The sequence below is a fragment of the Rhodobacter sp. 24-YEA-8 genome, from assembly GCF_900105075.1.
In the GTDB taxonomy this organism is placed as follows: domain Bacteria; phylum Pseudomonadota; class Alphaproteobacteria; order Rhodobacterales; family Rhodobacteraceae; genus Pseudogemmobacter.
The window spans coordinates 439,910-455,116 of record NZ_FNSK01000001.1 but is presented as its reverse complement, the minus strand read 5'-3'; the positions used below and the strand labels follow the sequence as shown (position 1 = coordinate 455,116).

Below are 15,207 nucleotides of genomic sequence, written 5' to 3'. Positions count from 1 at the left end.
ACGGGGCCAACAATCAAGCGCCAGCTCGGCCCGCGGCCCGGCGGCGGGCCGACAGGACCCGCACCAAAAGGCCACATAGCAGGAAGATCAGCAAGGGCGCCTCGCCGACACTGCGCAGCATCCGCGCATAGGGCGGCGGCGCCATCGGGCCGGGAAGCTGCGCATCGATCACACCCTGCAGCCCGAGGCCAAGACGCGCCGGCTGGCCTTCGCGGTCTGTCGCGACAAAGCCCCGCGCATCGACCACGGCCGAGATCCCGGTATTGGCGGCACGGATCAGCGGCAGCCCCTGTTCAATCGCGCGAAGCCGGGTCTGGGCGAAATGCTGATACGGCCCGGTCAGGGTGCCGAACCAGGCGTCATTGGTGGCCTGCAAGATCCAGTCGGGGCGCTCATCCGTGACCAGATCGCCGGGAAAGATCGCCTCATAACAGATCAGCGGCAGCGCCCGCCCCCCCGTGGCGCCAAAATCCAGCAGATTGCGTGCGAGCCCCGCCGAATAGCCCGCCCCGGCCTGGCTTGCAAAAGCGCGGATGCCGAAACGATCATAAAGCAGATCCCCCATCGGCATATATTCCCCGAACGGCACCAGATGGATCTTGTCAAAAGTCTGTGAGATGCGCCCGCCCGGGCCAAAGACGCCCAGTGTGTTCCAGGCCGCGGCACCTTCATCGCGCTGATACCCGGCGACGACCAGCGCATCGCCTCCGGCCTGTGCGATCGACAGCGCAGCGCCATCGCCCTCTGTCACCAGATAGGGCACCGATGTCTCGGGCCAGATCACCAGATCTGCCCGGGCGCCTGCGGTCATAGACAAGAGCCGCGTGAAATTGCTGCGCGCCTCTTCGGGATCCCATTTCAGGTTCTGCGCGATATTGGGCTGCACGATGCGCAGGACTGTGTCACGCGGCGCGGGTTCGGGCAGGGAAAGCCGGTAGCCCGACCAGCCGACGCCGAGCGCGAGAATGGCAGTGGAAACCGCCCCTCCCCGCCGCCAGCCATAAGAAAATGGTGCGGCCAGCGCGATCAGCGTGAGCGCCGTCATGCCATAGCCGCCCATAAGTGCGCCCATCTGCACCAGCGCAGTATCGAGCCAGATATGGCCGGGTAAAGACCAGGGAAAGCCGGTCAAGACAAAACCACGCGCCAGTTCCGTCAGCGAAAGCGCCAGCGCGAAGGCCATCGCCCCCCCGCCGGCACGCCGCGCGATCAACCCGGCAAGGCCCCAGAACAGCCCCAGCCCGAAGGCGATCAGCAAAAGCGCGAAAGGCGCCATCCAGCCATGGCGCCAGGGATCAACGAAAAACGGTTGCACGATCCAGTTGAGCGACAGGCCGAACCAGCCGGCCCCGGCAAAGAGCCCGCGCCAGAAGGCCTCGCGCCCGGTCTTTGCCGCGCCCACCCGCCTGAGGATCAGCGCCAGCGCCACCAGCGCCACCGGCCAGAGGCCAAAAGGCGAAAGGCCCAGCGCCGCCACGGCACCGATGACAAAATCACGCAGCCTCTGATGCCAGAGGCGATTGCGCTGAGGCTGCATGAGACCTGTCCCCGTTCAGTTTCCCGCCGGGATGACCGCCGCCTGCGGCAGCCGCAGCCGCAGCCGCTTGATCCGGCGCACATCGGCATCGACCACTTCGATCGTGGCGCCGTTTTCCAGCACCACCATCTCGCCCCTCACCGGCACATGACCGGTGCGCAGGAACACCAGCCCGCCCAGAGTGTCGATATCATCATCTTCCGCGAGGCCCCGCAGCCGGATGCCATAAGCGGCCTCCAGATCTTCGAGCTCCGCCGTGGATTGCGCGAGGATCACCCCCGGGCTTTCCTCTTTCCACAAAAGCCCGGCGACCTCGTCATGCTCATCCTCGACCTCGCCGATCACGGCTTCGATCAGATCCTCAAAGGTCGCCAGCCCATCGACGCCGCCATATTCGTCGATCACCAGCGCCATATGTGCGCGTTCCTTTTGCATCTTCTGCAAAAGCACCGCCGCCGGCATCGAGGGCGGAGCGAAGAGGATCGGCCGCAACAGGTCTTTCAGGGTGAAAGCCTCAGATGTGCCGAAGCCGAAACGCAGCGCCACATCCTTCAGAAGCACAAGCCCCAGCGGGTGATCAAGGCTTTCCTCATAGACCGGCAGGCGCGAAAATCCATGGCTGCGGAAGACACGGACAAGATCTTCAAGCCCGGTATCAAGCGCAACCGCCACGATCTCGGCCTTGGGAATAGCCACATCATCGACGCTGACCTCGGCCAGCAGGGCAAAGGCCTGCTCGCCCTGGGTCAGCGCGGCCCCCTCGGCATCTGTGCCCGAGAACGCCGAGATCAGGCGACCGAAAAAGCCCCTGGGACCACTTTGCCCGCCACCAGGCATTCCTGCCGGCGTATTCCCCTGTCCCGCATTATCCTGCGGGACCGTTGTTCCCGCTAATGACGCCGCATCCTGCGCCGTAACCGGCCCGTCGCTGCTACTGCCCATTGTCCCTTTGTCCAGAGCCACCCGTTATGTGGGTGCGTTTCAATATGGGTCAGGAATGCCCAGGCCCGCAAGTATCCGCGTTTCGAGATTTTCCATCACCGCGGCATCTGCGTCATCAATGTGATCATAGCCCAGAAGATGCAAAATCCCGTGAACCATCAGATGGGCGACATGTTCCCGTGGCGCCTTCTCCTGTTCTGCGGCCTCCCGCATACAGGTCTCATAAGCGATGGCGATATCACCAAGCTCTTCGGGATCCTCGGCATCACCCGGCTCCGGCAGGTCGGGAATACCGCCGGCCTCCTCCGCCGCGCGCTCCTCCGAGGGCCAGGACAGCACATTGGTCGGCACCGGCTTGCCACGAAATTCGGTATTGAGCGCGGCGATCCTTTGGTCATCGCAGGCGAGCAGCGAGATCAGGAAGCCGGTCGGGGAAAGGCCAAGCTGCGCAAAAACTGCGGCCGCAGCTGTTTCGGCGAGGCCTTCCAACCCGAATTCCTGCCAGCGCGGATCTTCAAAAACGGTATCTACGATCTGTTCCATAGAACCCGCGCTATCGCGCTGTTTCGCACATGACAAGAGAGGAAAGAGAGGGGGCCAGCCCCCTCGCGGCACAGCCGCTCATCCCCGGGATATTTAAGGACAGATGAAAGGGTCAGTGTTTTCATCTGTCCTTAAATATCCCCGCCGGAGGCATTCCCGGAGCCATGGCTCCGGGAAAGTCTTATATGTCGCGATCAGACCGATGCTTCGTCTTTTTCCCAGGCTTCAATAATCCGGGCGACCAGCGGGTGGCGCACGACATCGGCCGAGTTGAAATAGTTGAAGCTGACGCCCCTGACCCCTTTCAGGATCCGCTCCGCCTCGGCAAGACCCGAGGTCACGCCGCGTGGCAGATCGACCTGGGTGCGGTCCCCCGTGACCACCATGCGCGAGCCCTCGCCAAGTCGCGTCAGGAACATTTTCATCTGCATGGCGGTGGCGTTCTGCGCCTCGTCCAGCACCACGAAAGCATTGGACAGAGTGCGCCCGCGCATGAAGGCCAGTGGTGCGATTTCAATGCGTTTCTCGGCGAAGAGCTTCTCGACCTGGCGCGCCGGCAGGAAATCATTCAGCGCGTCATAGAGCGGCTGCATATAGGGATCGACCTTCTCCTTCATATCGCCGGGAAGGAAGCCGAGCCGTTCGCCGGCCTCGACCGCAGGGCGCGAGAGCACGATCTTTTCAACCGCACCGGAGATGAACATTGTCACCCCGACCGCAACCGCGAGATAGGTTTTTCCCGTGCCTGCCGGCCCGATGCCAAAGCCCAGCTCATGTTTGAACAGGTTCGCCACATAGGCCTTCTGCGCCTCGGTGCGAGGCTCGATCGGCTTTTTGCGGGTACGCAGCTCCATCCCGGGGGAAAAGAGTTCGATCTGTTCGCCGTCGCGCGGCTGCGCCGGGATCGACAGACGCAGCGCACCATCGACATCGCCGGCTTCAACGCTGCGGCCGGCTTCCAGCCGGGCATAGAGCGCGCGCAGCACGGCTGCGGCCTGCTCTCGTGCTGCCGGAGCGCCGACCACCGTCAGGCGATTACCACGCCTGAGCACATGGACCCCCAGCTGATGCTCGACCTGGGCGAGATTGCGGTCATATTCGCCGCAAAGCCCGATCAGGAGCCGGTTATCGGGAAATTCCAGGACGGTTTCCACCATATCCTCGGGGCTGGTCGGGGGGGTCAGCGCGCTGATGCCCAAATGGGCCTCCTTCCTGCAAGAGCCTTAATCATGATGCTGCGCCTGAACGCGGCATCTGGCAAGACCTTTCATTGCCACCACCAGATCTTGCGGATGAAGATCAGAATTTGATGACAACCTCTACAATATGGGAGGTCATGCGCCGGAGGGAAGGCCCCGGATGTGAAAACGGGCCGCAGGTTCCCCTGCAGCCCGTTGAAGTCAGCGATCTGACTGTGCAGTTCAGTTCGTGCGGCGCACAACCACGGTCTTGCGGCCCGGGCCAGAGACACGGTCCCGGATCCCCGGATTGGCAGACTGATAATCGCCCAGCACAGTGCCCGGAGGATATTTGTCATTGCAGATCGGCAGGCCCGAAACCGGGTCGAAACGCGGCGTCGAATAGCCTTCCAGGCCATCATCGATGATCCAATTCTGACAACCATCCGGATCATAGGCGATGGCGGCGCGGCCATTTTGCAAAACGCCGCGGTCGCGCCCCTTGTCCACACCGGTCGCGATCACCGAATCCGGGCCATAATAGGCCCGGGTGCCTTCAAAACTCTCGGCACAGCCGGCCACGAGGCCAGCCCCGAGCAGCACAGTCACAAGTTTCATGCTCATGCTCATGCCCCCTTACCAGCGATAGCAGACGATTTCGACGCGACGATTCTTCGCCATGCCGGCAGCGGTCGAGTTGGTGGCAATCGGATTGCGCTCGCCGAAACCGATCTCGCGCTCAACCGAGGCGCCGACCGAACGGGCCACATCCGCCACCGCCTTCGCGCGGCGCTGCGAGAGGCTCATATTATATTCATCCGAGGCGCGGCTGTCGGTATGGCCGTAGATCGCGTAGCCAAACGCATCGGTTGACGTGAAGAAATTCGCCAGCCTTTGCCGCCCGGCTTTGGTGAGCTTCGCACTGTCGGTCGCGAAAAGCTGATCAGTGTTCTCGTTCAGGCAAAGGTTCTTTTTCAGGCAGACTGGCTTGCCGGTTTTCGGATCGCGGCGCGGCACCATATAGCCTTCGAGACCGCCATCGGCCCACCAGTGCATACAGCCGTCATCATCGACCCAGACACCCCATTCGATCTGGCCGGTGACCACAGTGCGATCAATCGTGCTTTGCGACAGGGCAGCACTGCCCCCGGAAATCGCAATTGCCAGCGCGGTCGCCCCCAGGCTCATTCGAGCGCCCATCTTCCGCGCGGCGCGTGAAAGCATATTCACAGCCAGCCCCCTGTTCTCTTGTGCAGCACCTGCAGATTTGCCCCCCGCTCACGCGCAAGTAAAGGAGAATTTACCGTAACCAATTCATTTATGTAGACTTCAACTTTAAGTTGCACACAAGATGATGTGGTTCCCGTGCCTGATCTCTCAGGCCGAAAGCAATGCTGTCCGGCCAGGATCACTGGCGCATTGCCGGCACAGGGGGGATCAGAAAAGCCGTTCCGCCGCAAGGGAGTTAGAGGACGCAGCTGTCACGCGCGCCCGGACGAGGTCGCCGATTCGGCCCTCCGGATCGGTGACATGCACCGCCATCAGATGATCTGATTTGCCAACCATCTGCCCCGGGAGACGGCCGGGTTTCTCATAGAGCACAGAAATCTCGCGCCCGACCATCGCCGCCTGGGCCGCGTGCTGCTGATCCAGGATCAGCCTTTGCAGCGCCTGAAGCCTGGCATCCGCCACCGCCGCCTCGACGCCGGGCTTTTCCGCCGCAGGCGTGCCGGGACGCGCGGAATATTTGAACGAAAACGCCGCGCCATAGCCGACCCGCGCGACCAGATCCATCGTATCGGCGAAATCATGGTCGGTCTCGCCCGGGAAGCCCACGATGAAATCCGAGGTCATCAGAATATCGGGCCGCGCCGCGCGGATGCGGTCGATCAGGCCGAAATACTGCTCGCGCGTATGTTTGCGGTTCATCGCTTTCAGGATGCGGTCGGACCCGGATTGCACCGGCAGATGCAGATAGGGCATCAGCTGAGGCACATCACCATGGGCGGCGATCAGATCGTCGTCCATGTCATTGGGGTGGCTGGTCGTATAGCGGATGCGGTCCAGCCCGTCGATCTCTGCCAGCTCGCGGATCAGCCGGGCAAGGGTCCAGTCTTTCCCCTCCCCTTCGCCGTGATAGCCGTTGACGTTCTGACCCAGCAGCGTGATCTCGCGTACGCCGCGGGAGACCAGCTCGCGCGCCTCGCGCATCAGCCGCGCGGCAGGGCGCGAGACCTCGGCGCCCCTTGTATAGGGCACCACGCAAAAGGCGCAGAATTTGTCGCAGCCTTCCTGCACGGTCAGAAATGCCGTCGGGCCGCGATAGCCCTTCCGTTGCGGCAGATGTTCGAACTTATCCTCGACCGGGAAATCGGTATCGATCTGGGCGCCACCTGCCTCGACCATCGCGGGCAGCCGGTGATAGGCCTGCGGGCCGACCACGATATCCACCAGCGGCATGCGGCGGCGGATCTCAGCGCCCTCGGCCTGGGCGACACAGCCCGCCACGCCGATCTTGAGATCCGGCTTTTCCCGTTTCAGCGGCTTCAGCCTACCAAGATCGGAATAGAGTTTCTCCGAGGCCTTTTCGCGGATGTGACAGGTGTTCAGCAGCACCATATCGGCGTCATCCGCCTTATCCGTCAGCACATAGCCCTTCGCGCCCATGGCTTCGGCCATGCGCTCGCTGTCATAGACATTCATCTGACAGCCGTAAGTCTTGATGAAGAGCTTCTTTATCGCATCCGCATCACCGCCCTTTGCAAGGCCGGCATTGCTTTCTGCGACATCTGTCAGGCTTTCGGGGTTCGACATGGCGTGCCTCCTGGAGCGCGCTTTTACACGCGCGGGCCGCCCGGGGCAACGCCATGCCCGGCAGGGCGACGACCAGGCCCGCTTTGCGGATTTATGCGGCCATACACCGCCATCCGTGTCCGGGTAACGTCTTGTCATCGGCGGCGTGATAGCAGAGTCTTATTCGCGGCCGGATGCGGGCCGATCCACCACCCGGGCGAGACATGCAGTATAGTTCAATTGGCCAGTTTCTGGAAATGGCGAAGCCCGCACCGGGCAAGGGCCCTGTGGCGCTGATCCTTGCCGAGGACAATTGCGAGACCGCCGCCACACTGCGCCATCACCTCAGGCTGGGCTTCGGGCGCATCGTGTTGCTGGCCGGCGAAGAGATCACCCTGCCCCCCGAGCTGGAAGCGCAGATCGACCGGATCGAGACCGATGCCTTTGCAGAAGACGCGCTTGTCACTGCCGTGAACCTCATCGCCCAGGGGATGCAGGGCGAATGGATCTACTACGGCTACAATGCCGAATTCCTGTTCTTTCCCTTTTGCGAGACCCGCTCGGTCCGGGATCTGACCACCTTCCACAGCGAAGAGCGCCGAAATGCGATGCTCAGCTATGTGGTTGATCTGTATTCCTGCGATCTGGCCGCCCATCCCAATGCGGTCTCGCTGGACCACGCCCATCTCGACCGCGCCGGCTATTACGCCCTGCCCCGCAAGGATCCCGAACGCGACTGGGCCGAGAAAGAGCGCCAGATGGATTTCTTCGGCGGGCTGCGCTGGCGGTTCGAAGAGCACGTGCCCTGGGCCCGGCGCAAGATCGACCGCATCTCGCTGTTTCGTGCAACGAAAGGCGTGAAACTCAGGCCGGATTTCACCTTCTCGGATGAGGAGATGAACACCTTTGCCTGCCCCTGGCATCACAATCTCACCGCAGCGGTCTGTTCATTCCGCACCGCAAAAGCGCTGCGCACCAATCCCGGCAGCCGCAATGAGATCCGCAGCTTCCGCTGGCACAGCTCTGAACCGTTCCGCTGGGACAGTCACCAGCTGATGGATCTGGGCCTGATGGAACCCGGACAATGGTTCTGACCGCTGCCTGAGCGTTGTTGTCAGCTGCGGGAAAACTTGCCGCAATTGACAGGTTTCGGTCCGCATTAGCCATTCGCGAGTGCCGCGGTCGCGCTTTTGGGTGTTTTGGGTGTTTTGGAGATCCTTTCGGCTAGCGGAAGACAGCTGATGGTCTCGGAGCTAGCAAATCAGTTGTTTTGGGCGACAGCCAGAGCCGTCTTCATCACGCATGATCGGACTACAGTATTGAGACATCACCCCCCCCTGGGTCTTCTGGGCAACGTCTTTCAAGTGTCGTAAAGAGCATCAGAAAACCACCAAAAGGGCGATCCTGGTGTGTGGTGATCCATCGGCTTCACAATCTCGCCCAAGCAGGCAGACGTCGGAGCGCCTGTGTCAGCTTCCCTCGACCTGGATACCGTGCTCTGCCAATCAAAACTTCCGCTGCCGCCAATCAGGAAGATGCTGTTCGACGGTCATCCAGAATTTCTGGCGGATGGTCTGGATAGTGTCCGAGGACAAGCTCAAGGATGACGACATGCTGCGCAATCCGAGGGGCAGCAGGACCGCCTTTCAGTGAAAAGATATCCGCGATCAACGTCCTTGGGCAAGCACCGCGCCACCCGGTTCGGTCTTTGCCTTCGCGCCGGACCGGAAGGAAGAGAACGTCCATCGCCATCTGGCCAAGACCCGCTACATCCTGCAGGCCGATGGCTGCAGGGGCTATGCCAGACTTTACGCTCTGCCCCGACGGGACGCCCCGCCCGACCTTCCAACCGGATGTTTGGCAACGCTTGCTTATGTGCAACCCGCGCTATCTGGTAAGAGGATGTCAGGATTTTGGCATTCGGGTTCGTGCCTGGCGGAACCTGACATAAAAAATTATTGTCCAGAAGCTATCCATAAATCGTCCAAAAACTGGGCCGCCGCAAAAGGCATCACGCCAGGAAACTGCCCTGCGCAAGCCGCAAACTGTAGGGGGGTAGTAACACTGTCACGCGGTCGCAGAAACGGATGAGATCCGACAAACCATAGTTCGCCCGCCTGTCCTTTTGCCTCCTGCGCTGTACGACGGTTGACCGTGTATGTGGTCTTCACCTCGGCAAGAAAGAAGCGAGCAAATATTGTCGCGGCGGCTTTGCCTGGTCTGGAACCCGCCATGAGGGCGCGCGCCCGGGTGGTTCTGGTCACTGCGCGAGGATCCGCTGTTGTCCATCCGGAGCGGTGGCAGAGCGTCAAGCCGCGCGAGGGGGTTCGGGTGGTGATCCGGCTGGTTCCCGGCAAGAATGCACTGCGCGCGGTCTTGTCGATTGTGGTGACGGTCGCGGCCGTCGCCATCGGTGCATGGGCCGCTGCTGCGCTAGAATATGCCGTTGGCACGACTGGATATGCGGTCACATCTGCACTTGTCGGGATGGGTGTCAGCCTGCTTGGATCTTTGCTGTTCAACGCCCTCATCCCGCCGGTCAAGCCAGAGGATACGAAGCCCAATTATACTTTGTCGGGATGGCGCAACCGGCTGGATCCTGACGGTGCGGTGCCGGTCGTGCTGGGACAGACACGCTATGCCCCGCCTTTCGCGGCCAGATCTTACACCGAGATTGTCGGGGATCGTCAGTATGTCCGTGCCCTTTTCGTGTTTGGCGAGGGGCCGCTGTCACTGTCAGAATTCCGGATCGGTGAAACCAGTCTCGCCGATTACGACGAGGTCGAAATTGAGGTGCGTGAGGGGCTGGCAAATGACGAGCCGGTCACCCTCTATCCGCAGCAGGTGCCGGAAGAGCAGATCGGCGTTGATCTGATCAAGCCCTTACAGCGGGATGATCAGGGTAATGTCATCCGGGGAAAGGTCGGCCAGAGGGTCTACCAGAGACGTCTTAGCCGGGATGAATGGGAATGGGTTGCCGAGGATACCCGTATCCGCTCGCTCTTGTAGCGATCCGTGTCAAAGCCACCCATCAGCTTTCCGGCGCTTTGGACAATTTCAGAGCCCTGGTGGCGCGCCGTTGCCTCGACTGGGATCACGGAACCGGCACCTGGATCGAACGGCCGACCTCTAACCCTGCAAGCTTGTTCCGCGTCGCCCTTCAGGCACCCTTCAATCCCCGCCGCCAGCGCGATGATCAGATCGATCAGGATCTTCTTGCCGACTGGCACGAGTTTTGCCGGTCAAAGCAGCTGCATTGCAATCGTGTGCTCGATCAGGACGGCACGACATTGCGCGAGGCGCGGGCTGAGATCGCCGCCGCCGGCCGGGCATCGCCCCGGCATGATGGCCGCAAATGGGGCGTGGTCATCGACCGGCCCGAGGGCCTGATCGTCGATCATATCAGCCCGCGCAACAGCTGGGATTTCAACTTGCGACGCACCTATACCGAAAAGCCCCATGCCTGGATCGTGCCCTTCAATGACGAGGAGAACGATTTCCGCGAGGCACGGCGTGTCTTGCGCCGCCCGGGCTATGAGGGCGACATCACGCTTACCGAGGAACTGTCACTGCCAGGCCTGACCAATGCCGGCATCGTCTGGCGTGAGGCGACCCGGCGCTTCCACGAGGCGGAACATCGGCCGGACGTGATCGAGGTCACTCAGGACGGTCTTCTTCGGGCCGCGACCCGTGGTGACAAAGTGGCGTTGAACCATTATGTGCTGCGCCATACCCAGCAAGTTGGCCGCGTTCGGTCTGTCAGTGACCAGCTGGTCGAACTCAACAATCTTATCACCCTGTCAGAGGGGGCGAGCTACGTGCTCCGTTTCCGGGTCTACGAGAGCCGCCCGCCGCACATGCTGCCTGACACCATCGGCCAGTCGCTTGTGCGCCCTGTCCCGACGACCCCGGGGGAAACGGTGCTGCTGACGATGACCGGCACGGGGCCGGGGCCGGCGGCGGATGACATCGTGCATTGCGGGATCATGGGAGAAGACAGCTTTGACCTCGTGGTGACCAATATCGAAGCGACCACTGATCAATGCGCCATCGTCAGGGCTGTTGCCACCGCTGACATCATCGACGAGCTGACGGATGCGACCGTTATCCCGGCCTGGGATGGCCGGATCGGCGCGGAAATCGCCGAAAATACCACTACGCCATCAGCGCCGCGCTTCGCTGGGATCAGCTCCGCTCCGGCGGGGGCTGAAGACGCCGGAGCGGAGCTGATCCCAGCGAAGCGCGGGTGACGGGGCCGTGACATCTGCCTCATTCGAGGTAAATCATCGTGCTGGCACCTCGGGCGGCTGGACCACGATCAGCATTCCTGCGGCCAATGGTGGTGGATTGATCGCAGGATACGCACCAGGCAGCACGGTGCAGCTACCCGTTCCGGGCTGGTGGTTGGTGCGAATGGCGAACAACTCGACCGCATCCAGGCGGTCAGCGGTAACAACCGGATCGAGTTTCTGGCATCCAGTGATTTCAACGGCTCGATCACCGGCGTCGTGGCCTATCTTGAAACTGCGGCCTGTCTCTCACAGGGCGTCCATTACATCTGGCTGGAGCCGCAGACCTCGGAGGGAGTACCGGGGCCGGTCAGCGGGCCATTCCCGATTAAGGTGACCTGACCGGACATAGGTCCGAACCGATGCTGCCGCGCGCGCGTAATCCATGCCTGATCCCAGCGGAGACGGCAGGCATGGCAAGCAACGGCGTGAAGAGCACCCATCTTGAATCCACAGCCATTTCTGATGCGCTCCTGGTCAATCGTGGTGGTGTCACGAAGGCGCAGCCGAATAACGACCTGGCGCAGCAGATCGTTACGGGGGGTGCTTTCGCGACGTTAATCGATGGGATCGTTACCCCTCGCTTTTATCGGCTCCCGTTTCGACAGTCTCGCCGCCATGAAGGCGGATGTCAGCATGACCGCCGCCAATACTCCGATTGGCACAGTCGTGCGGGTGGACGCAGAGGGATATGCATATGAGCGCGTTTCTGCGGGCGGCGAGGTCAGCAATGGCAACGGTCTCCAGTTCCGCAGCCTGATCTCTGGCCGAGACATGAAGCCGGAAGCCTTCGATGTGCCTGCCGCCGGCAATGTGGATACGGCTTTCACCCGACTGGAAGCGCGGACCTCGGGTCAGATCATCGATCTTGCAGGCCGCACCTATCAGGTGGCGGCGCTGCCGGCGGGCAATAAGTACATCAATGGCTTCTTCACCGCCGGCGGGCTGACCCGCAGTAGGTTGGTTCTGGGCGAGCTTGATGACGCGCCTGCGGCTGTCTGGCGGTTCGGCGGGCAGATCGCACAGCTGGCCTGCGCGCTTGGTGGCCCCTTTCGCCAGTACCTCAAAATCAGCCTGCTGGGTGACAGCATCACCTGGGGATCCAGCCTGCCGGAGATGGGCGTCAGCGAACCGCGTGATGGCACCGGATCTGATCCTCGCAGCCTTTACAACACGGCAGCCCGGGCAAATGAATTCAAACGCTGGGTCGGCCAACAATATGCTGACGGCGCGGCGCCGGTCCTGTCCAATTGGTCGGCCAGCCAGAGTGGCGAGAGCATTGCCACCTTCGCCCGCGCAGTTGGGATGTTCCCCTCAGGTCCGAAGTTCACAATCACGATCACGGCGGGCAGCTTCAACCAGCAGACCCTTTACAATGAAGCCTTTCCTTATGGCGCACAGCATAGGTTCACAGACGGCTCGGGTGGCGCCAGCTCGGGCAAATATGCCTTCCGGATGACCGGCAAGGAATTCACTTTCTGCTTTGGTGCACTGGCCTCCGGCTGTCTTAACTATACGGTCTGGGTCAATGGGGTGCAGCTTGGCGGCGTCTATTCGACCACGCTGGGCGAGGATGGCAGTACCGCGATCACCGGCCGCCACCATGCCCTTGCCGCCCATACCGTTGCTGCAGATATCGAGATCCGTACGGTGTACAAAGCCGGGGGCGGGTCACCACAGACGCTCTACACTTACTGGATCGAATTCCGCCGCAAGATCGTGATCTCCAATCAGGGGATCAACGGCACATCCTCTATGACCTATCGCAACAATATGATGACCTCGGGCGGCTATGGCGATGGTCTGGCGATAGATGCCGAGGATGGGTTCATCTTCATCCAGCAAGGCACCAATGATCGCGGCAAGCGACCGGATCTGTCCTACACCCTCTCTGAGACGCGCGGCCACGTTCAGGCCCTGATCGACACGGTGAAAGTCCTCTCGCCCACCGCCAAACTGATCATGATGTGCGCCAATCGCCCGACCATCGACGGCCCGCCCGCCTTCAAATGCAGCATGAGCGACATTCGGCAAATGCTGCTGGAGGCGGCACAAGACAACACCCTGGATCTGATCGACAACTATGTGCCTTTCGCGCGTGTCGACGCCGCGAAATTCCTTACCGATGGCCTGCATCCCAACCGCCTCGGCGACGCATTGATGGCGCGCAACGTGATCAACGCGATCCGGGGCATGTGACGCCGCAGCAGGCTGATGAGGCCGGTGTGCGATCATGCTGCAGCCTCCCCGCCGAGCCCGTGGAAGATAGCTGTCGGGATACATGCGGGAGCTGACGCAGAGTTAAGACCCTGACCATAAAATTTTCCTGCCAAAGCTAACCGGAGTTTCTGCCAAAGCTGGCGGCGCGCAACACCAAGCGCTTCCACCCTGCCTCGCCCAAGCTGACTATTTTGTGAGGGTGAGCTACTCCCTGGAAATCGGACAGTGACGGAAGCTACGATCTGACGTTTGCTGGTCTCCACGGACGAGGAGATCAGGCATGCGAAAACGCAGGAACCATGACGCGGGCTTCAAGGCGCGCGTGGCACTTGAGGCCATCAAGGGCGAGCGCACTGTGTCGGAGTTGGCGGCCGAATACGGCGTGCATCCGACGATGATCCATCAATGGAAGAAATCGCTGCTCGACGGGGCTGCGGACATCTTCGAGCGCGGCGGCAAGAAGCCCGCGACGGAGGTGGATGAAGAGACGGTCCGGTCATTGCACGCCAAGATCGGGGAGCTGGCTGTCGCCAACGATTTTTTGTCACGAAAGCTCAAGCCGTGGAGCGGAAAGTGAGGCGTGGGATGATCGAACGGGACCACCCTGCACTGTCGATCGGGGCGCAGTGCCGCCTGCTGTCGATCTCGCGCTCGTCGTTCTGCCACGAGCCGGCTGGAGAGACTGATCAGAACCTCGGCCTGATGCAGCTGATCGACCGGCAGTTCATGGATACGCCCTTCTACGGCGTCCGGCAGATGACCTGGCATCTGCAAAACGAGGGGCACGGCGTGAACCAGAAGCGCATCCGGCGGCTGATGCGGCTCATGCGTTTGATGCCGATTTACCAGAAGCCCAACACCAGCAAGCCGAGAAAGGGCCACAAGACCTATCCCTACCTGCTGGGCGGGCTGCGGGTCGATCGCCCCGGTCAGGTCTGGTGCGCCGACATTACCTATCTCCCGATGCGGCGGGGGTTTCTGTATCTGGTCGCCATCATGGACTGGTTCACGCGCAAAGTTCTGGCCTGGCGCATATCGAACACCCTGGAAGCGGACTTCTGCGTCGAGGCGTTGAACGAGGCCATCCACCGGTTCGGCGCGCCCACAATCATGAACACTGACCAAGGCAGCCAGTTCACGTCCTTCGCTTGGACAGATCGGCTGAAACGCGTCGGAACCCGCATCTCGATGGACGGCAAGGGGCGGTGCATCGACAATGTCTTCATCGAGCGCCTGTGGCGGTCCCTGAAATACGAATGCGTCTATCTGCATGCCTGGGAGACCGGGTCTCAGGCAAAGGCCGCAATCGGATCCTGGGTCAGCTTCTATAACCATCGGCGGCCACACACTGCCCATGGCGGGTTGCCCCCCGCCGTGGTCTACTTCAACAGCATCGAAACCGACCGGCAGGCACAGGCAGTAGCTTAAACATCCTCGAAAACTGTCCAAGCATCGGGGAGTAGCTCACCAGCATCGCACAGTTCGAACGCGAGCGTATTTCGGAGCGCACGCGCGAAGGGCTTGAGGCTGCAAGAAAGCGCGGAAAGATCGGCGGTCGCCCACGGGCGCTAAACGCGGCACAACTGGGTGAGGTTAGGCGTATGCGCGACGAAGAAGTGCGGCCCGTCAACGAGATTGCGGGCCTTTTCAAGGTGAGCACCAAGACGATCCGTAGGGCGTAACGAACGGCCCTTTGCAGTCAGTC

General features: G+C 61.5%; 13 protein-coding genes and 2 pseudogenes. 8 read left to right on the top strand and 7 right to left on the bottom strand.

Going from position 1 to position 15,207, the window contains the following annotated elements:
- Positions 1–13: 13 nt before the first annotated feature.
- From lnt to miaB, 7 genes are all read right to left on the bottom strand, one after another.
- Positions 14–1,537 (bottom strand): apolipoprotein N-acyltransferase, encoded by a 1,524-nt coding sequence (gene lnt, locus BLW25_RS02265; protein ID WP_092895951.1) that lies wholly within the window; start codon positions 1,535–1,537, stop codon positions 14–16.
- Between the two features lie 15 nt (positions 1,538–1,552).
- The gene (locus BLW25_RS02260; protein WP_092895949.1) at positions 1,553–2,479 is read right to left on the bottom strand and encodes a transporter associated domain-containing protein; all 927 of its coding nucleotides are present in this window, start codon (positions 2,477–2,479) and stop codon (positions 1,553–1,555) included.
- A gap of 39 nt (positions 2,480–2,518) precedes the next feature.
- Positions 2,519–3,022, bottom strand: coding sequence for an rRNA maturation RNase YbeY (gene ybeY, locus BLW25_RS02255; RefSeq protein ID WP_092895947.1), 504 nt, complete (start codon positions 3,020–3,022; stop codon positions 2,519–2,521).
- Between the two features lie 194 nt (positions 3,023–3,216).
- Complete coding sequence (locus BLW25_RS02250) at positions 3,217–4,221, bottom strand: PhoH family protein (RefSeq protein ID WP_394328419.1); 1,005 nt, start codon at positions 4,219–4,221, stop codon at positions 3,217–3,219.
- Positions 4,222–4,443: 222 nt separating this feature from the next.
- On the bottom strand, positions 4,444–4,824 hold the full coding sequence (locus BLW25_RS02245) for a hypothetical protein (protein WP_143040418.1): 381 nt from the start codon (positions 4,822–4,824) through the stop codon (positions 4,444–4,446).
- A 12-nt stretch (positions 4,825–4,836) separates the two neighbouring features.
- Positions 4,837–5,388 (bottom strand): OmpA family protein, encoded by a 552-nt coding sequence (locus BLW25_RS02240; protein ID WP_249499321.1) that lies wholly within the window; start codon positions 5,386–5,388, stop codon positions 4,837–4,839.
- 249 nt (positions 5,389–5,637) lie between these two features.
- The gene (gene miaB, locus BLW25_RS02235; protein ID WP_092895943.1) at positions 5,638–7,014 is read right to left on the bottom strand and encodes a tRNA (N6-isopentenyl adenosine(37)-C2)-methylthiotransferase MiaB; all 1,377 of its coding nucleotides are present in this window, start codon (positions 7,012–7,014) and stop codon (positions 5,638–5,640) included.
- Between the two features lie 203 nt (positions 7,015–7,217).
- Between miaB and BLW25_RS02230 the strand changes: the two genes are divergently transcribed.
- The 8 genes and pseudogenes from BLW25_RS02230 (at position 7,218) to BLW25_RS02210 (ending at position 15,184) form a co-directional block, all read left to right on the top strand.
- Positions 7,218–8,087, top strand: a complete 870-nt coding sequence (locus tag BLW25_RS02230) for a glycosyltransferase family 2 protein (RefSeq protein WP_092895941.1) — start codon at positions 7,218–7,220, stop codon at positions 8,085–8,087.
- Positions 8,088–8,652: 565 nt separating this feature from the next.
- A pseudogene (locus tag BLW25_RS25465) lies at positions 8,653–8,838 on the top strand (transposase); the annotation flags it as partial.
- A gap of 387 nt (positions 8,839–9,225) precedes the next feature.
- The gene (locus tag BLW25_RS24610) at positions 9,226–10,002 is read left to right on the top strand and encodes a hypothetical protein (RefSeq protein ID WP_216279317.1); all 777 of its coding nucleotides are present in this window, start codon (positions 9,226–9,228) and stop codon (positions 10,000–10,002) included.
- Between the two features lie 59 nt (positions 10,003–10,061).
- Positions 10,062–11,243 (top strand): phage tail protein, encoded by a 1,182-nt coding sequence (locus tag BLW25_RS24605; protein ID WP_216279316.1) that lies wholly within the window; start codon positions 10,062–10,064, stop codon positions 11,241–11,243.
- A 150-nt stretch (positions 11,244–11,393) separates the two neighbouring features.
- Positions 11,394–11,624 carry a hypothetical protein gene (locus BLW25_RS24600; RefSeq protein ID WP_216279315.1) on the top strand — a complete coding sequence of 77 codons (231 nt, stop codon included), beginning with the start codon at positions 11,394–11,396 and terminating at the stop codon, positions 11,622–11,624.
- Between the two features lie 294 nt (positions 11,625–11,918).
- On the top strand, positions 11,919–13,481 hold the full coding sequence (locus tag BLW25_RS02220; protein ID WP_171909456.1) for an SGNH/GDSL hydrolase family protein: 1,563 nt from the start codon (positions 11,919–11,921) through the stop codon (positions 13,479–13,481).
- 301 nt (positions 13,482–13,782) lie between these two features.
- Positions 13,783–14,930, top strand: a pseudogene (locus BLW25_RS02215) (IS3 family transposase).
- A 44-nt stretch (positions 14,931–14,974) separates the two neighbouring features.
- Positions 14,975–15,184, top strand: coding sequence for a helix-turn-helix domain-containing protein (locus BLW25_RS02210; RefSeq protein WP_143040532.1), 210 nt, complete (start codon positions 14,975–14,977; stop codon positions 15,182–15,184).
- The last annotated feature ends 23 nt before the right edge of the window (positions 15,185–15,207 follow it).